Source organism: Streptococcus sp. 1643 (assembly GCF_006228325.1).
In the GTDB taxonomy this organism is placed as follows: Bacteria; Bacillota; Bacilli; order Lactobacillales; family Streptococcaceae; genus Streptococcus.
In genome coordinates, this window is sequence record NZ_CP040231.1 from 487298 (window position 1) to 504469 (window position 17172).

Here is a 17172-nt window from a genome sequence, read left to right on the forward strand (position 1 = left end):
TTGTTTTTCATGAAAATATGATAAAATGATAGTTGTAAAATTTTTTTAAGGAGATTCGGATGAAAACAAAAGCACTTGCTCGCGTAAATGCGATTTTTGGTCTTATTTCAGGTATCGTCTTGCTGTTGGCACCTCTTGTTATGTTTATGATAGCTGTTGGGGCTGCTGCGGCGACGGAGGACTCTGATGCAACAGTTGGTATATTGACGATTTTTTCAATCATTTTGGCATTGGTAAAAATTGCTGTCTTGGTTTTAGGAATTGTGTCTATTGTCTATTACAAGGACGATGAACGTGTGACGCCAGCACCGTCTGTTTTGTTTATCGTAGGTGGTTCTGTTGGATTGATCCCATTCTTGGGATGGGTAGGAGGAATTCTGACAATCATTGGTGGATCCCTCTATTTTGGACTTTTGAAAAAATTCGAGATTCAAGAATAATGACTTTTTGTTAGAAATATTTTCAAATAAGAGAAGGCGCTTAGCCTTCTTTTTGTCATCAACGACAGATAAATTTTACAGGATAAATAAGCTTTTACATTCGTAAAATCTAAAGCATTTATTTGAGACAAGGAAGTATTTTTATAGTATAATGGTGGATGTAAAATACCTATATCAAAATATAATGCTAGTTATTTTCTTGATAGAGGTTGAAAAGTTGAGAGGATATAGAATGAAAAAGTTTTTTGGAGAGAAACAGCATCGTTTCTCCTTACGAAAATTAGCAATTGGACTTGTGTCAGCTTCGATTTCAAGTCTATTTTTTGTGTCCATTGCGAGTAGTGGAACCGTATTTGCCCAAGAAAATGTAGCTGTTCACTACAAATATGTGACGGATACGGAGCTGAGTGGGCAAGAAAAAGACTTGATTGTCAAGGATATTCCTAAAATTGCGGAAGATAGTGAGAGCACCTATTATCTAGTCTACCGTATGGATGAGAAAGCCCAGCTGGGTCAGTTGCCCAATACAGGTGGGCAGAATAGCCTTACTAGCGTTTTATCAGGTGGAGTTCTGGCTTCGATTGGTTTCCTTATTTTTGTCGTATCGAAAAAGAAAGGCAAAAAGAAAGCTATCTTGAAAGTTGTCTTGATAACAGGGATGGGCAGTGGTTTGGCTTCTTCAGTTCAGGCTATTGAAAATCAACTTTTGCTCCAGTACAATCAGGAATACCAATTATCCCAAGGAGATAGTCTGCCTTTGCCACGTGCCTTATCAGGTTATACTTATCTAGGCTATATTAAGCAAGACAAAGAGATTAATCAGCAAGAAACTGCTGCTAGGGATCAGAAACTTGACTACACGGTTCAACCTCATTTCCAAGCCAACGAAGGTGGACAAAGGGCAGGAGATGAGCAGAAAGCTCCGTCTCCTACAATCCCTTCTCAAGATTCATCCGATCTAAAACCGTCTGGTCTTGTTAGTGTGGATCCTCAGGATGAAGTCTTGGCTGGTCGCGTGAATAAACCAGAACTCCTATACAAGGACCAAGAAATTGTAACCAAACTAGGCTTTTCAGAAGTGGTTCAAGAAAATTCAGAACTAACAGAGGGAACCATTCGTGTCAAACAAGAAGGTCGTGCTGGGAAGAAGATTGAGCTTGTTCGCATTTTCACGGTTGAAAACCAAGAAATTTCTAGGGAAGTTCTATCAACTAAAGTAGAAGAAGCCTTGCCACGTATAGTAGAGAAAGGGACTAAGAAGGCAGTTGCTGCAAGTGAAGCACCTCAGCCTGCAAAAAAAGGAGAGCCTGAGACTCAGGCTACATTACCAGAATATACAGGAGAGCAAGCGGGAGCGGTTGTAGCCCCAGAGACAGCTGAAAGACCAGAATATACAGGCACCCAAGCAGGAGCAGTTGTTGAACCCGAGCAAGTCGCTCCGCTACCTGAGTATCAGGGAACCCAAGCTGGTGCCATCGTTGAACCGGAACAAGTTGAGCCAGAGGTTGGGGGTGTCCAGTCAGGAGCTTTGGTGGAACCAGAAACAGCTGAGAAACCAGCCTATACAGGCGAGCAGTCTGGAGCAATCGTAGAGCCTGAACAGGTGCCACCAACACCAGAATATACAGGAACTCAAGCAGGAGCGATTGTAGCTCCTGAAACAACTGAAAAACCAGAGTATACAGGCACTCAATCAGGTGCAATAGTAGCCCCAGAGACAACTGAAACACCAGCCTATACAGGCACTCAAGCAGGAGCCATTGTGGAACCGGAACAAGTCGCTCCTCTTCCAGAATATACTGGCAATACCGGGCAAGTAAAACCGGAAGCTCCGACAGAAAAACCAAAAGAAAAAGATCCAGAAAAAACACTTGAATTAAGAAATGTTTCGGATCTGGAGTTGTATAGTCAGACCAATGGCACTTACAAACAACACATTTCTTTAGACGGTGTTCCAAGTAATCCAGACACTTACTTTGTCAAGGTTAAATCTTCGTTGTTTAAAGATGTCTATCTACCAGTCGCTTCAATAACGGCTGAAACGAAAGATGGGCAGCCAGTTTATAAAATCACAGCCAAGGCTGAGAAACTCCAGCAAGAGCTAGAAAATAAATATGTCGATAATTTCAGCTTCTACCTAGCTAAGAAGGCTACAGAGGAAACGACAACCTTTACTTCCTTTAGCAACCTCGTCAAAGCTATCAACCAGAATCTTTCTGGAATCTATCATTTAGCAGCTAGCTTGAACGCCAACGAAGTGGAGTTGGGTCCTGATGAAAAGTCCTACATCAAGGGCACCTTTACTGGTCAGTTGATCGGTGAAAAAGATGGCAAGCAGTATGCTATTTACAACTTGAAAAAGCCTCTGTTCGAAACCTTGAGTAGTGCCACAGTAGAAAAATTGAGTCTGAAAAATGTCTCTATTTCAGGGAAAGATGATATCGGTTCACTAGCATATAAAGCTCAGAATGGCACAAAGATTAAACAAGTTCACGTTGATGGTGTTCTCGCCGGTGAACGTGGTATCGGTGGTTTGCTGGCAAAGGCTGAGCAATCAAGCATCACAGAGAGCAGTTTCAAGGGAAGAATTATCAACACTTATGAAACGACTGCTGCCTACAATATCGGTGGTCTGGTCGGACATTTTACAGGAAACAAGGCTTTACTTACCAAGTCAAAAGCGACAGTAGTCATTTCATCCAACACAAATAGTTCAGATCAGACTGTGGGGGGTCTTGCAGGTCTAGTAGATCAGGATGCACAAATCCAAGATAGCTATGTTGAAGGCGATATTAACAATGCCAAGCACTTTGGTAGAGTCGCGGGAGTAGCAGGCTATTTGTGGGACCGAACTTCTAATCTAGAAAAGCATGCTGGAAGCTTGACCAATGTTCTCAGCGATGTCAATGTAACCAACGGAAATGCCATTACCGGTTACCACTATAATGGAATGAAGGTGAAGGACACATTCAGCAGCAAGGCAAACAGAGTCTACAATGTCACCTTAGTCAAGGATGAGGTCGTCAACAAGGAATCCTTTGAAGAAAGAGGAACAATGCTAGATGCTTCCCAGATTGAAAGCAAGAAAGCAGCCATCAATCCTCTCACTCTACCAACAGTGGAGCCCCTCTCAACAAGTGGCAAAAAAGACAGTGACTTTTCTAAGGTGGCCCATTATCAAGCTAAGCGAGCTTTGGCTTATAAGAACATTGAAAAATTGTTACCTTTCTACAATAAGGCAACCATCGTCAAATATGGAAATCTAGTAAAAGAAAGCAGTAGCTTATATCAAAAAGAACTCTTGTCAGCAGTTATGATGAAGGATAACCAAGTCATCACAGACATTGTTTCAAACAAACAGACTGCAAACAAACTCTTGCTTCACTACAAGGACCATTCATCTGAGAAAATCGATCTCAAGTACCAGGCTGATTTTGCCAAATTAGCAGAATATAGTTTAGGCAATACGGGTCTTCTCTATACGCCAAACCAATTCTTGTATGACCAAAGCTCTATCATCAAGCAAGTCTTACCTGACTTACAAAATGTTGATTACCACTCAGAAGGAATTAGAAAGACACTTGGTATTTCTCCAAACGTCAAGCAGACTGAGCTCTATCTAGAAGACCAGTTCGCCAAAACAAAACAACATCTGGAAGACAGTTTGAAGAAACTCTTGTCAGCAGATGCCGGACTGGCTGGTGACAACCCAGTTACCATAGGCTATCTTGTAGATAAAATCAAGCGCAACAAAGAAGCCTTGCTACTTGGTTTGACATATCTGGAGCGTTGGTACAACTTCAGCTATGGTCAGGTGAATATTAAAGACTTGGTCTTGTACCACCTGGACTTCTTTGGTAAGGGAAATGCTTCACCACTAGATACTCTGATTGAGTTAGGTAAATCTGGCTTTAACAACCTTCTAGCTAAGAATAATGTTGATACTTATGGCATCAGTCTTGCCAACAATCATGGAACGACAGATTTGTTTAGCACGCTAGAAAATTACCGAAAAGTCTTTTTACCAAATACAAGTAACAATGACTGGTTTAAATCAGAGACCAAGGCTTACATTGTCGAAGAAAAATCCACTATCGAAGAGGTGAAAACGAAGCAAGGACAAGCTGGCACCAAGTATTCTATCGGTGTTTATGACCGCATTACTAGTGCCACATGGAAATACCGCAATATGGTCTTGCCTCTCTTAACCTTGCCAGAGAAATCAGTCTTTGTCATCTCAACTATGTCTAGTCTAGGATTTGGAGCTTATGATCGCTACCGCAATAGCGAGTATCAAGCGGGCAAGGCTCTCAATGATTTTGTTGAAGAAAATGCGCGTGAAACAGCCAAACGTCAGCGAGATCACTACGATTATTGGTATCGCATTTTAGATGAACAGTCACGTGAAAAACTCTATCGTACCATCTTGCTTTATGATGCTTATAAGTTTGGCGATGACACAACCTCTGGAAAAGCTACAGTGGAGGCTAAGTTTGATAGTTCCAATCCAGCCATGAAGAACTTCTTTGGCCCAGTTGGCAATAAGGTAGTACACAACCAGCATGGAGCCTACGCTACAGGGGATGGCGTCTACTATATGTCTTACCGTATGCTGGACAAGGATGGAGCCGTTACATATACCCATGAGATGACCCATGATTCGGATCAGGATATTTACCTTGGCGGCTATGGTCGAAGAAGCGGCTTGGGACCAGAGTTCTTTGCAAAAGGCTTATTGCAAGCGCCTGACCAACCGAGTGACGCAACCCTTACCATCAATTCTATCTTGAGACACTCAAAATCAGATAGTGCAGGTGGTTCCCGTTTGCAAGTCTTGGATCCGACAGAAAGATTCCAAAACGCAGCAGATCTTCAGAACTATGTCCATAACATGTTTGACCTCATCTACATGCTGGAATATCTCGAAGGGCAGTCAATTGTTAACAAACTGAATGTTTACCAGAAAATGGCGGCTCTCAGAAAGATTGAGAACAAGTATGTGAAAGATCCAGCAGATGGAAATGAGGTTTATGCCACTAACGTAGTCAAAGAATTGACAGAAGCAGAGGCTCGAAACCTGAATAGTTTTGAAAGTTTGATTGACCATAACATCTTGTCATCTCGTGAGTACCAGTCTGGTGACTATGAACGAAATGGATACTATACGATCAAACTCTTTGCCCCAATCTTTTCTGCTCTCAGCAGTGAGAAAGGCACGCCAGGGGACCTTATGGGACGCCGGATCGCTTACGAACTTTTGGCTGCCAAAGGCTTTAAGGATGGAATGGTACCTTATATCTCCAACCAATACGAAGAAGTTGCCAAACAAAAAGGTAAAACCATCAATCTCTATGGTAAAGAACGCGGATTGGTGACAGATGATCTTGTATTGAATAAGGTGTTTGAAGGCAAGTATACATCTTGGGCTGCCTTTAAGAAAGCCATGTATAAAGAACGTGTGGATCAGTTTGAAAACTTGAAACAAGTGACCTTTAAAGATCCGACAAAACCATGGCCAAGCTATACGACAGAGACCATCAATCAAGTGAGTGAATTGCAAGCCCTCATGGATCAAGCTGTTCTCAAGGATGCTGTAAGTCCTCGTTGGAGCAACTATAATCCAGAGTATGACAGTGCCGTTCATAAGTTGAAGAGAGCAATCTTTAAAGCTTATCTTGACCAAACAAACGACTTCAGAACCTCTATTTTTAAGAAATAAGGGTTGGAAAATGAAAAGGGAGGATCGACAGATCTTCTCTTTTTATGTTCGGCTGTCTGAAAGCTGGTAGGCGATTTGTTTGTGACGGAGAAGGTCTTTTGTTTCTGGAGCAAATATGGTAGAATGATAGCTACGAGAGAAGGAGGTTTTTATGGAGAGAGATAGATTGGTTCGACTCAATTGGAGACTGGGCATGCTGGCAGGTATAACCTTGCTTTTGGGACCTGTTCTACGATTTTTGCTATCCTATACTGGGGCCATCATCTATAAAGATCCTTCAAAAATGCTGGTTGTCACGGTTGCCTTTTCCCTGCTCCTGACATTTTTTAAGATTTTGATGATTGCATTAGGTACCTTTATGTTAATCTATTTCGAAGAAGACCAACAACTTCGAATGCTGCCATCTATTTTATTTATCATTGGTGGCGTGCTGGGCTTTCTTTCAGCGACCGAGTGGATAGGAGGATTTCTAATCATTAAAGGTGCTGTTACTTTTTCTAAATTTTTAAAAGAAGTCCGTGGCCTTGTCTGATAATTTAGTGAAACAATCCGTTGGAGGGTTGTTTTTTTCATTTAAAGAATTATCTGGCGAAAGAATATGTTAGAGAAATACTTTTTTTTATAAGAAAACATGATGTAACTAAGAATACTAATCGTTTAATTGATGCTTAAAATAACAAATAATTGCAATTGTTTCTTGATTGAATATCGCGAAATAATAATAACTAGATGAGAGGACACTGTTCTCTCTTTTTAGTTGATTTTAACTAGCTTTTTTATGAAAAATTGTGTAAAATAGAATAGATAAACGAGGGAAACCTCGAAAAATAAAAGGAGAATCCATCTAATGGTAAAATTGGTTTTTGCTCGCCACGGTGAGTCTGAATGGAACAAAGCTAACCTTTTCACTGGTTGGGCTGATGTTGATTTGTCTGAAAAAGGTACACAACAAGCGATTGACGCTGGTAAATTGATCAAAGAAGCTGGTATCGAATTTGACCAAGCTTACACTTCAGTATTGAAACGTGCGATCAAAACAACAAACTTAGCTCTTGAAGCTTCTGACCAATTGTGGGTTCCAGTTGAAAAATCATGGCGCTTGAACGAACGTCACTACGGTGGTTTGACTGGTAAAAACAAGGCTGAAGCTGCGGAACAATTTGGTGATGAGCAAGTTCACATCTGGCGTCGTTCATACGATGTATTGCCTCCAAACATGGATCGTGATGATGAGCATTCAGCACACACTGACCGTCGTTACGCTTCACTTGACGACTCAGTTATCCCAGATGCTGAAAACTTGAAAGTGACTTTGGAACGTGCCCTTCCATTCTGGGAAGACAAAATCGCTCCAGCACTTAAAGATGGTAAAAACGTATTCGTAGGAGCTCACGGTAACTCAATCCGTGCCCTTGTAAAACACATCAAACGCTTGTCAGATGACGAAATCATGGACGTGGAAATCCCTAACTTCCCACCATTGGTATTCGAATTCGACGAAAAATTGAACGTAGTTTCTGAATACTACCTTGGAAAATAATTTATAAACAGAAAGCCTAGGAATTCCTAGGCTTTTTTGTTTTTTGCTTCTAGTTCTCAACTAGTTGAAAAAGCCTTATAATGATAGTAAAGAGTGACTTGATTGTAAGAAAAGTAGATATGCTCGAAGCCCTGAAATCAGTAGAGTAATTCAAGGTTTTAAACAGTAAATCAGTTGACAAAGTCTCTGCTTCTTGGTAGAATAAGAACTGTCGTAAAGACAAATAACTTCTTCTTGGTTACAGGCATGCCAACCTGTCACTCGGATGAAGCCAAATAAAAAGGAGAAACATCATGGCAATCTCAAAAGAGAAAAAAAATGAAATCATCGCACAATATGCACGTCACGAAGGTGATACAGGTTCAGTAGAGGTTCAAGTTGCTGTCCTTACTTGGGAAATCAACCACCTTAACGAACACATCAAACAACACAAAAAAGACCACGCTACTTACCGTGGATTGATGAAGAAAATCGGTCGCCGTCGTAACTTGCTTGCATACTTGCGTAAAAACGACGTTAACCGTTACCGTGAGTTAATCAACTCTCTAGGACTTCGTCGCTAATTCAAGATACAAAGGCCGTCAAAAGCACAAAGCAAAAATAGGAAAATTGACGAAGAAACTTCAGTTTCTAGGAGATTTTATCTTTTTTGCCAAGTGCTTAGGCCGTGTTCAATTGAGCATATCTTGATAATGAAGCTACTCTAAATTGGGTAGCTTTTTTACTTTTGTCACCTTACCTCGATATACTCAAGTATTATCTTCGGTTACGGTTCCTAGCACTGTAAGGTAAAATAAACCAAATCATCTCCCTTCGGGGAGATTTTTTGTTTCACTAAAATTTTTATACAATCTTCGGCTCATCGCCTAGTCTATAAACGGTTTATCCGGCAAGAATCATGATGCTAAGGGCGTTAAAAATCCGTATGAAAATAGGGAAAGGAAACAGTGTTCGATGAACACAAGGAGTTTCATCTTTTTCACTAGGATTCTGGCTCTAGTTCAAATCAGCTCTCTGTTATCAGAGGGATTTTTCTATATATGTCCCTATCCTTGTTCATTTAATAGAAATATGGTATACTTTTTATGAGAATTTTCTAAATTTTTAATTTTGTCTAAGGAGGTTTTCATGCTTTCCAAATTTTCTGGAAGCCGATGGGACCTGCAATTTGTGTTACTTTTAGGTATTTTGCTAGCTGTTTTAGGGATTTCCCTTTTTCTAGCAGTTTCTATGGGATCCGTTGCGATTGATCTAGGAGATACCTATCGGATTATTTTGAGCAGGTTGGGTTTTCCTCTTGAGATAGGAGAGGTTTCCAAGTCCACTCTTGCCATTGTATGGAACATGAGATTCCCCCGAGTATTGTTAGGTCTGATAGTAGGGGCTGGTCTTTCTATGTGTGGTAGCGTGATGCAGTCCACAGTGAACAACCCCATCGCAGAGCCTTATGTCTTAGGAATCTCTGCGGGTGCAACTTTGGGTGCAACTTTGAGCATCATTCTTGGTTTAAAAGTGGTGATTAGCCTTGGAGCTTTTCTTGGAGCTATCTTGGCAACAATTGCTGTCCTTATCATTGCCTCTATGCAGGGCAGGATGACGACTTCTAGTCTGATCTTATCAGGAACGGTGGTCAATGCTCTCTTTCTGGCATTTTCCAACTTTATTATCTCAGTTGGCGCTAATGCGGACAGTGTGATGACCATTAAGTTTTGGACCATGGGCTCGCTTGCTGGGACTTCCTGGTCTGACTTAGTCTTGCCAACTATAGTAGTAGGAATGGCCTTTCTATTTTTCGCTACCCAGTATCGTGTTTTTAATGCGATGATGATGGGAGATGAGACTGCTTTAACTTTAGGGATTCCTTTACGCTTTTATTGGTATCTTTATGTAACAATGGTGGCTGTGCTGACAGCTGTCTTAGTGGCAACCTGTGGGATTATTGGATTTGTCGGTCTGATTACTCCACATTTAGCTCGAGGGTTAGTAGGAACGAATTACAAGAGGCTTTTTCCCGTTGCGACCTTACTGGGTGCCCTCTTTGTCATCTGGGCAGATGTACTCTCTCGTATCATCATTCCAAACGCTGAGTTGCCGATTGGCATTTTCACAGCCTTAGTAGGTGCTCCCTTCTTTATCTACATTGTTGGAGGAAGGCGAAGGGAGGTGAGGGCCTGATATGGACTTGATTTGTCAGGATGTCCACTTTGGACTAGGAGAGAAAAAAATCCTCAAAGGAGTTTCTCTTAAGGTTGAGGGGCATCAATTTCACACGATATTAGGGCCAAATGGAAGTGGGAAAACCAGTCTGCTTAAACTCCTCTATCGTCAGGAAAAGGCGGACAAAGGTTTGATAAGACTAGATGGAAAGCCACTGGAGCATTGGTCACTCAAAGAAACGGCTAAGCAGATGGCAGTTGTTACCCAGTTTAATCAATTGCAGTTTGATTGTACAGTTGAGGAAATCGTCTTGCTGGGAAGAACTCCCCACCTCTCTTTTTTACAGAAGGAAAAGGAAAGGGATTATGCCCTCGTTCAAGATGCTCTCGTCAAGGTGGATATGCTTGAGAAGAAAACTCGTCTCTATTCGTCTCTTTCAGGTGGGGAGAAACAGCGAGTCTTATTAGCACGCGCCTTGGCGCAAGAACCGACTCTCTTGCTCCTGGATGAACCTACCAATCACCTGGATATCAAGTACCAGTTAGACTTGTTGGCCATTGTGAAGAATCTCAAGGTCAATGTTCTAGCTGTCCTACATGATATTCAACTTGCTTGTCGCTATTCGGATTATCTCTATCTGATGAAAGAGGGAGAAATCCTTTACCAAGGAACTCCAAAGGAGACCATCACCCCTGAGTCATTGCAAACTGTATACGGAGTTCAAAGTCAGGTTACTTGGACCGAGGATCAGCAAGCTATGATTCACTATTTATAAGAATGAAAAGGAAAACAAGATGAAAAAAACACTAAGCATTTTACTCGTAACAGTAGCTACCCTAACTATGGCAGCTTGTGGCAATACTACTACAGAAAAAGCTACCACACAGTCTAGCACAGAAACAAGTCAAAAGGCCAGCACAGAGACGACTTATCCGTTAACGGTTAAAACCTATGATGTTAAGGGAAATGAAGTCGAACAAGTCTTTGACAAGGCACCTGAAAAAGTTATCACCAACAATCTTTCAACAACTGAAATCTTATTGGAGTTAGGCTTGAAGGATAAAATTGCTGGCATGCTCAACCCTGACAATGCTGTAACAGACAAATACAAGGACGCGATTGCGACCATTCCTCAAATCGGTGATAAAAAAACAGTCTCTCAAGAGACAGTCCTTTCTTATGAGCCAGATGCGGTGATGGGTCGAAACATGATGTTTTCAGAAAAATCCTTGGGAACAGTTAGCACTTGGAATGAAAACAAAATCCCAGTCTATACGCAAAAAGCTTCTCTCTCAACGATTCAGCAAGATTTAGGAAATATCGTAGAAGATGTCAAAAATCTTGGAATGATTTTCAATGTTCAGGACAAGGCCAATGAATACGCAGCCCAATTACAAGCTAAAATTGACGCTGTTAAGAAAGCAAATCCAACAAGCCAAGGTGAAAAGAAAAAGGCTTTGATTATGGTTGCTTATAATGACGAAACCTTCGGTGCTTACAAGTCTGCTTTGCAAGAGAGCCTTCTAAATCAACTTGGTTATACCAACGTTGCAACGGGAACATCAGGTTTGACCTTGGAAAATCTCGTGTCAATGGATCCTGAGTTGATTATCTATGTAACCAGCGACCGCAATAAAAAATTGGATGCTAACGCAGTAGAGTTGATGAAGGCAAATGAAGTTTTGGAAAATGTTCCTGCTATTAAGAATCAAAAAATCATGACCATTTCTTACGATGAGTTAATGGACTATGGTCCAGCAGTGATTGATTCCCTTGAGAAAATCAATGACTTTATCAATAAATAATGAGTTTGACTGGGAAGGGATCCAAGTCAAGGTCAGCCTTCCTTCGACTTATGATCCCAACCAAACCTATCCAGCTGTTCTCTTGAATGATGGAAACTTGGATTTTCTATCTTCCCTTTCAGAATCTGTGATTTTAGTGGGCTTGACCTCTAAAAATCGCCTAGATGACTACACTCCATGGAAGGCATCTGCTCTGAGAGATGGGGCTCTGGATTTTGGGGGTCAGGCAAATGCCTATCATGATCATTTATTTGGTAGTCTTTTAGACAAGCTGCAGTCGCTTTATCGTCTGGACAAAAATCGCCTTGCTTATGGGGGTTACTCACTAGGTGGTTTGGCGGCTGTATACAGTCTTTTCCATTTTGATAAGGTCTCCTGTATCTTCTCTATCTGTGGTTCCTTTTGGTACCCTGATTTTACGACTTATTGCAGGGAAGAAAAGGTGAAAAATTTAGATTGTTTGCTGTATTTACAGAATGGCCAAACAGAAGGAGCCCATCATACCAATCGCTTGGGTCAAGCACCAGCCTATGCTGAGCAGATCCATACCAGTCTTCAGAAACGTTATCTGACTGGGCAGTTTGTTTTTGATCCTTATGGGCATCATGAGCAAGTGGCTGAGCGATTTCTAGCCTTTTCCAACTGGTTGTCCCAAAAATGGAAAATCGAATAAAAGAAATATCCCTTGGCAAAAGCTAAGGGATAATTGTATTTTTTAACCAAGAGTCTCTCTCTTCTTATCTGGATTCCAGATAAAGCTTGCGATAAAGCTAAAGATAATCGTTAGGATACCAACAAACACTGCAAGGATAAGGGCAGGGATGCGGACAAACCACCAGAGTGGGTTTGGTTTTTGATCATTGTGCCATTGCTTGGTTTCTTCGTCCAAACGTTGGAATTCTGCTTGGATACGGTCTGCAACCATTTCAATCCCTTCATCATTCATTTTCTTAATGTCTGAGATATCGATAGGATTTCCAAAGTTCATATCCACACGTTCACGGCTAATCAAGCCTTTCAAGGTCATGGGACCGGTGTAGGTAACCGGCATGATACGAACCTTAGCCATTTTAGCAATCAAGGCTACTCCACCCTTGACATCATTTGAGTGACGGCTCCCACTTGGAAACATGATGAGAGAGCGGTCGCTTTTTTTGAGGACGTTGATAGGGTACTTGATGGCAGAGGCATTAGGTTTTTCTCGGTCGATAGGAAAGGCGCCACACATACGGATCCACCAGCCAAAGATACGGTTGTTAAACAGCTCTTTTTTGGCCATAAAGATGAACTGTTTTGGCTTGGTCGCAAAGGCCATGTAAACAGGATCCCACCAGGTACGGTGAGGTGCGACGAGGATATAGTTTTCGTCTCGGCTAGGGATTTTATCAGTATTGTGATAGTGGGCATTGCCATTGATGGACCACAAGATCAGCATGACTAGTCCACGCAAATAAGTATAAAACATGAGATCTCCTTCGATTGTATTGCTTTTATTATTATACCTTATCAAAAGACTGCTGGCAAACTTTTTCAGTTATCAGCCAACAGTTTTAGATGGGATTAGAATTCTTTTAAAAAAAATGATATGATAGAATTTATGGATAAAAATAAGATTATGGGATTAACCCAAAGAGAAGTCAAGGAAAGACAGGCTCAAGGTTTGGTCAATGACTTTACCGCTTCAGCCAGTACCAGTACTTGGCAAATCATCAAACGAAATGTTTTTACACTTTTTAACGCATTAAACTTTGTTATTGCCCTAGCGCTGGCCTTTGTGCAGGCTTGGAGCAATCTGGTTTTCTTTGCCGTTATCTGCTTTAACGCTTTTTCTGGGATTGTGACTGAGCTACGGGCCAAACACATGGTGGACAAGCTCAATCTCATGACTAAGGAAAAGGTCAAAACCATTCGTGATGGTCAAGAAGTTGCTCTCGATCCGGAAGAATTGGTCCTAGGAGATGTCATTCGTTTGTCTGCTGGAGAGCAGATTCCTAGTGATGCGCGGGTTTTAGAAGGATTTGCGGAAGTCAATGAAGCCATGTTGACGGGGGAGAGTGATTTAGTACAAAAGGAAGTGGATGCCTTGCTTTTATCAGGGAGTTTCCTAGCCAGTGGCGCAGTTTTGGCTCAAGTTCACCATGTCGGGGCAGAAAACTATTCTGCCAAACTCATGCTGGAAGCTAAGACTGTGAAACCGATCAATTCCCGTATCATGAAATCGCTAGACAAGCTAGCTGGTTTTACGGGGAAGATTATCATTCCCTTTGGTCTTGCTCTCTTGCTAGAAGCCTTGATGTTAAAAGGTTTGCCCCTCAAGTCATCCGTTGTAAATTCGTCGACAGCCCTTTTGGGTATGTTGCCCAAGGGAATTGCCCTTTTGACCATTACTTCGCTCTTGACTGCGGTGATTAAGCTGGGCTTGAAAAAGGTTTTAGTGCAGGAGATGTACTCTGTTGAGACCTTGGCGCGCGTGGATATGCTCTGTCTGGACAAGACGGGCACCATCACCCAAGGAAAGATGCAGGTGGAGGCTGTTCTTCCTCTGACGGAAACTTATGGTGAAGAGGCTATTGCCGGCATTTTGACCAGCTACATAGCTCACAGTGAGGATAAAAATCCAACAGCCCAGGCTATTCGCCAGCGTTTCCAAGGAAAGGTTGCCTACCCTATGCTTTCGAATCTTCCTTTCTCTAGCGACCGCAAGTGGGGAGCTATGGAGTTGGAAGGGCTAGGGACAGTTTTCTTAGGGGCGCCTGAGATGTTGTTGGACTCTGAAGTACCAGAAGCCAGAGAGGCTCTAGAGAGAGGGTCACGTGTCTTGGTCTTGGCACTCAGTCATGAAAAACTAAATCATCACAAGCCACAAAAACCATCTGATATTCAAGCCTTGGCACTGCTGGAGATCTTGGATCCGATTCGAGAGGGAGCAGCAGAGACGCTAGACTATCTCCGTTCTCAGGAAGTGGGGCTCAAAATCATTTCTGGGGATAATCCGGTCACTGTATCCAGCATTGCCCAGAAAGCTGGATTTGCAGACTATCAAAGCTATGTTGATTGCTCAAAAATCACAGATGAGGAATTGGTTGCCATGGCGGAGGAGACTGCGATTTTCGGACGTGTTTCTCCTCATCAAAAGAAACTACTGATTCAAACCCTGAAAAAAGCGGGTCATACAACAGCGATGACAGGGGACGGAGTCAATGATATCCTGGCCCTTCGTGAGGCGGATTGTTCTATCGTGATGGCTGAGGGAGATCCGGCGACGCGTCAGATTGCCAATTTGGTTCTCTTGAACTCAGACTTTAATGATGTTCCTGAGATTCTCTTTGAAGGTCGTCGTGTGGTCAATAACATTGCCCATATTGCACCGATTTTCTTGATAAAGACCATCTATTCCTTCCTGCTCGCAGTCATCTGTATCGCCAGTGCTCTTCTAGGACGGTCTGAGTGGATCTTGATTTTCCCCTTCATTCCGATCCAGATTACCATGATCGACCAATTCGTGGAAGGGTTCCCACCATTCGTTCTGACTTTTGAGCGAAATATCAAACCTGTTGAGCCAAACTTCCTCAGAAGATCCATGCTTCGCGCTCTACCAAGCGCACTCATGGTCGTGTTCAGCGTTCTCTTTGTGAAAATTTTTGGAGCGAGTCAAGGTTGGTCTGAGTTAGAAATCTCAACCCTCCTCTATTATCTCCTTGGGTCTATCGGTTTCTTATCTGTATTTAGAGCCTGCATGCCATTTACCCTCTGGCGTGTCCTCTTGATTGTCTGGTCAGTAGGTGGTTTCCTAGCCACAGCTCTCTTCCCAAGAATCCAGAAACTGCTTGAAATTTCGACACTTACAGGACAAACGTTGCCTGTTTATGGGGCCATGATACTGGTCTTTACGGTGATTTTCATTCTAACCAGTCGTTACCAAGCCAGAAAATAAAGAAAGGCTGCAATCTGTGGATTGCGGTCTTTTTAGGTGCAAGATTGCTAGCTGAAATATGGTATAATAAGAGGTAATAGAGTTTTGGAAAGTGAGAGAAGATGATTTCAAAGAGATTAGAATTGGTGGCGTCCTTTGTGCCACAGGGGGCCGTTTTACTAGATGTGGGAAGTGACCATGCTTATCTGCCCATCGAGTTAGTTGAGAGAGGCCAAATCAAAAGCGCCATTGCAGGGGAAGTGGTGGAAGGTCCTTACCAGTCTGCGGTTAAAAATGTTGAGGCTCACGGTCTAAAGGAGAAAATCCAAGTCCGTTTAGCCAATGGCTTAGCGGCATTTGAAGAGGCTGACCAAGTCTCTATTATCACCATTGCTGGTATGGGTGGCCGTTTGATTGCGACCATACTAGAAGAAGGCTTGGACAAGCTTGGCAATGTGCAACGTTTAATCCTACAGCCTAATAATCGTGAAGACGACTTGCGTATCTGGTTGCAAGACCACGATTTTCAGATTGTAGCAGAAAGCATTCTAGAAGAAGCTGGTAAGTTCTATGAGATATTGGTGGTGGAAGCGGGACAAATGAAGCTATCAACCAGTGATGTTCGCTTTGGCCCCTTCTTGTCCAAAGAAGTCAGCCCAATCTTTGTCCAAAAATGGCAAAAAGAAGCGGTTAAGCTAGAATTTGCTCTTAGCCAAATCCCAGAAAAAAATCTGGAGGAACGTCAAGTTTTAGTAGATAAAATTCAAGCCATCAAGGAGGTGCTCCATGCTAGCAAGTGAAGTAATCAGGGCTTATGAAGCCTTTTGCCCTCAGGAATTTTCAATGGAGGGTGACAGTCGTGGCCTGCAAATCGGTACTCTAGACAAGGAGATCCAAAGGGTTATGGTTGCCCTCGATATTCGTGAAGACACGGTGGCAGAGTCTATTGAAAAGGGTGTGGATTTGATTATCGTTAAGCACGCGCCAATCTTTCGTCCCATCAAGGACTTGGTAGCCAGCCGTCCGCAAAATCAGATTTACATCGACCTGATCAAGCATGACATTGCCGTTTATGTCAGTCATACTAATATCGACATTGTAGAGAATGGTCTCAATGACTGGTTCTGCCAGATGCTAGGTATTGAGGAAACAATCTATCTGCAGGAGACAGGTCCAGAACGTGGGATTGGTCGTATTGGAAATATTCAGCCTCAGACCTTTGGGGAATTGGCCCAGCATGTCAAGCAAGTCTTTGATCTAGATAGTCTTCGAATGGTTCATTATCAAGAGAGTGATTTGCAGAAGCCCATTTCAATAGTGGCTATCTGTGGCGGTAGTGGTCAATCTTTCTATAAGGATGCTTTAGCTAAGGGAGCAGATGTCTATATCACTGGCGATATCTATTACCACACAGCTCAGGATATGCTGTCTGATGGCTTGTTGGCGCTGGACCCGGGCCACTATATCGAAATTCTTTTTGTCGAAAAAATTGCTGACCTCCTTAATCAATGGAAGGCAGAAAAGGATTGGACCATTGATATCATACCTAGCCAAGCATCGACCAATCCTTTCCACCATATCTAGTTAGAAAGTGAAGA

At 42.3% G+C, this 17172-nt stretch carries 13 protein-coding genes; 12 read left to right on the forward strand and 1 reads right to left on the reverse strand.

Translation table 11 applies throughout. The features are described from left to right. Positions 1-59: 59 nt before the first annotated feature. The 9 genes from FD735_RS02735 (at position 60) to FD735_RS02775 (ending at position 12334) form a co-directional block, all read left to right on the forward strand. Entirely contained in the window at positions 60-440 is a 381-nt protein-coding gene (locus FD735_RS02735; RefSeq protein ID WP_000849881.1) for a hypothetical protein, read from the forward strand. Between the two features lie 232 nt (positions 441-672). Further along, a complete protein-coding gene (locus FD735_RS02740) occupies positions 673-6159 on the forward strand; it encodes a ZmpA/ZmpB/ZmpC family metallo-endopeptidase (RefSeq protein ID WP_139658404.1) in 5487 nt (1828 codons plus the stop codon). 151 nt (positions 6160-6310) lie between these two features. Further along, on the forward strand, positions 6311-6691 hold the full coding sequence (locus tag FD735_RS02745) for a hypothetical protein (protein WP_044020432.1): 381 nt from the start codon (positions 6311-6313) through the stop codon (positions 6689-6691). A 315-nt stretch (positions 6692-7006) separates the two neighbouring features. Then, a complete protein-coding gene (locus FD735_RS02750) occupies positions 7007-7699 on the forward strand; it encodes a phosphoglycerate mutase (RefSeq protein WP_000240130.1) in 693 nt (230 codons plus the stop codon). Positions 7700-7992: 293 nt separating this feature from the next. Continuing rightward, positions 7993-8262 carry a 30S ribosomal protein S15 gene (gene rpsO / locus FD735_RS02755; protein WP_001018251.1) on the forward strand — a complete coding sequence of 90 codons (270 nt, stop codon included), beginning with the start codon at positions 7993-7995 and terminating at the stop codon, positions 8260-8262. A gap of 565 nt (positions 8263-8827) precedes the next feature. Next, complete coding sequence (locus tag FD735_RS02760; RefSeq protein WP_139658405.1) at positions 8828-9874, forward strand: iron ABC transporter permease; 1047 nt, start codon at positions 8828-8830, stop codon at positions 9872-9874. A 1-nt stretch (position 9875) separates the two neighbouring features. After that, entirely contained in the window at positions 9876-10631 is a 756-nt protein-coding gene (locus FD735_RS02765; RefSeq protein ID WP_000364117.1) for an ABC transporter ATP-binding protein, read from the forward strand. A gap of 19 nt (positions 10632-10650) precedes the next feature. Next, positions 10651-11661, forward strand: coding sequence for an ABC transporter substrate-binding protein (locus tag FD735_RS02770; protein ID WP_000753262.1), 1011 nt, complete (start codon positions 10651-10653; stop codon positions 11659-11661). Further along, entirely contained in the window at positions 11642-12334 is a 693-nt protein-coding gene (locus tag FD735_RS02775) for an alpha/beta hydrolase-fold protein (RefSeq protein ID WP_000175783.1), read from the forward strand. Before FD735_RS02770 ends, FD735_RS02775 begins: the two co-directional genes overlap by 20 nt. 42 nt (positions 12335-12376) lie before the next feature. Here the strand turns inward: FD735_RS02775 and FD735_RS02780 are convergent, their stop codons facing one another. Next, positions 12377-13126: a 1-acyl-sn-glycerol-3-phosphate acyltransferase gene (locus tag FD735_RS02780; RefSeq protein ID WP_000500178.1), complete on the reverse strand. Its 750-nt coding sequence runs from the start codon at positions 13124-13126 to the stop codon at positions 12377-12379. A gap of 132 nt (positions 13127-13258) precedes the next feature. Here FD735_RS02780 and FD735_RS02785 point away from each other — a divergent pair, with 132 nt between their 5' ends. From FD735_RS02785 to FD735_RS02795, 3 genes are all read left to right on the forward strand, one after another. After that, positions 13259-15595 (forward strand): cation-translocating P-type ATPase, encoded by a 2337-nt coding sequence (locus FD735_RS02785; RefSeq protein ID WP_139658406.1) that lies wholly within the window; start codon positions 13259-13261, stop codon positions 15593-15595. A 101-nt stretch (positions 15596-15696) separates the two neighbouring features. Then, entirely contained in the window at positions 15697-16374 is a 678-nt protein-coding gene (locus FD735_RS02790; RefSeq protein WP_139658407.1) for a tRNA (adenine(22)-N(1))-methyltransferase TrmK, read from the forward strand. After that, positions 16361-17158, forward strand: a complete 798-nt coding sequence (locus tag FD735_RS02795; RefSeq protein ID WP_125422211.1) for a Nif3-like dinuclear metal center hexameric protein — start codon at positions 16361-16363, stop codon at positions 17156-17158. Before FD735_RS02790 ends, FD735_RS02795 begins: the two co-directional genes overlap by 14 nt. Positions 17159-17172: the final 14 nt, after the last annotated feature.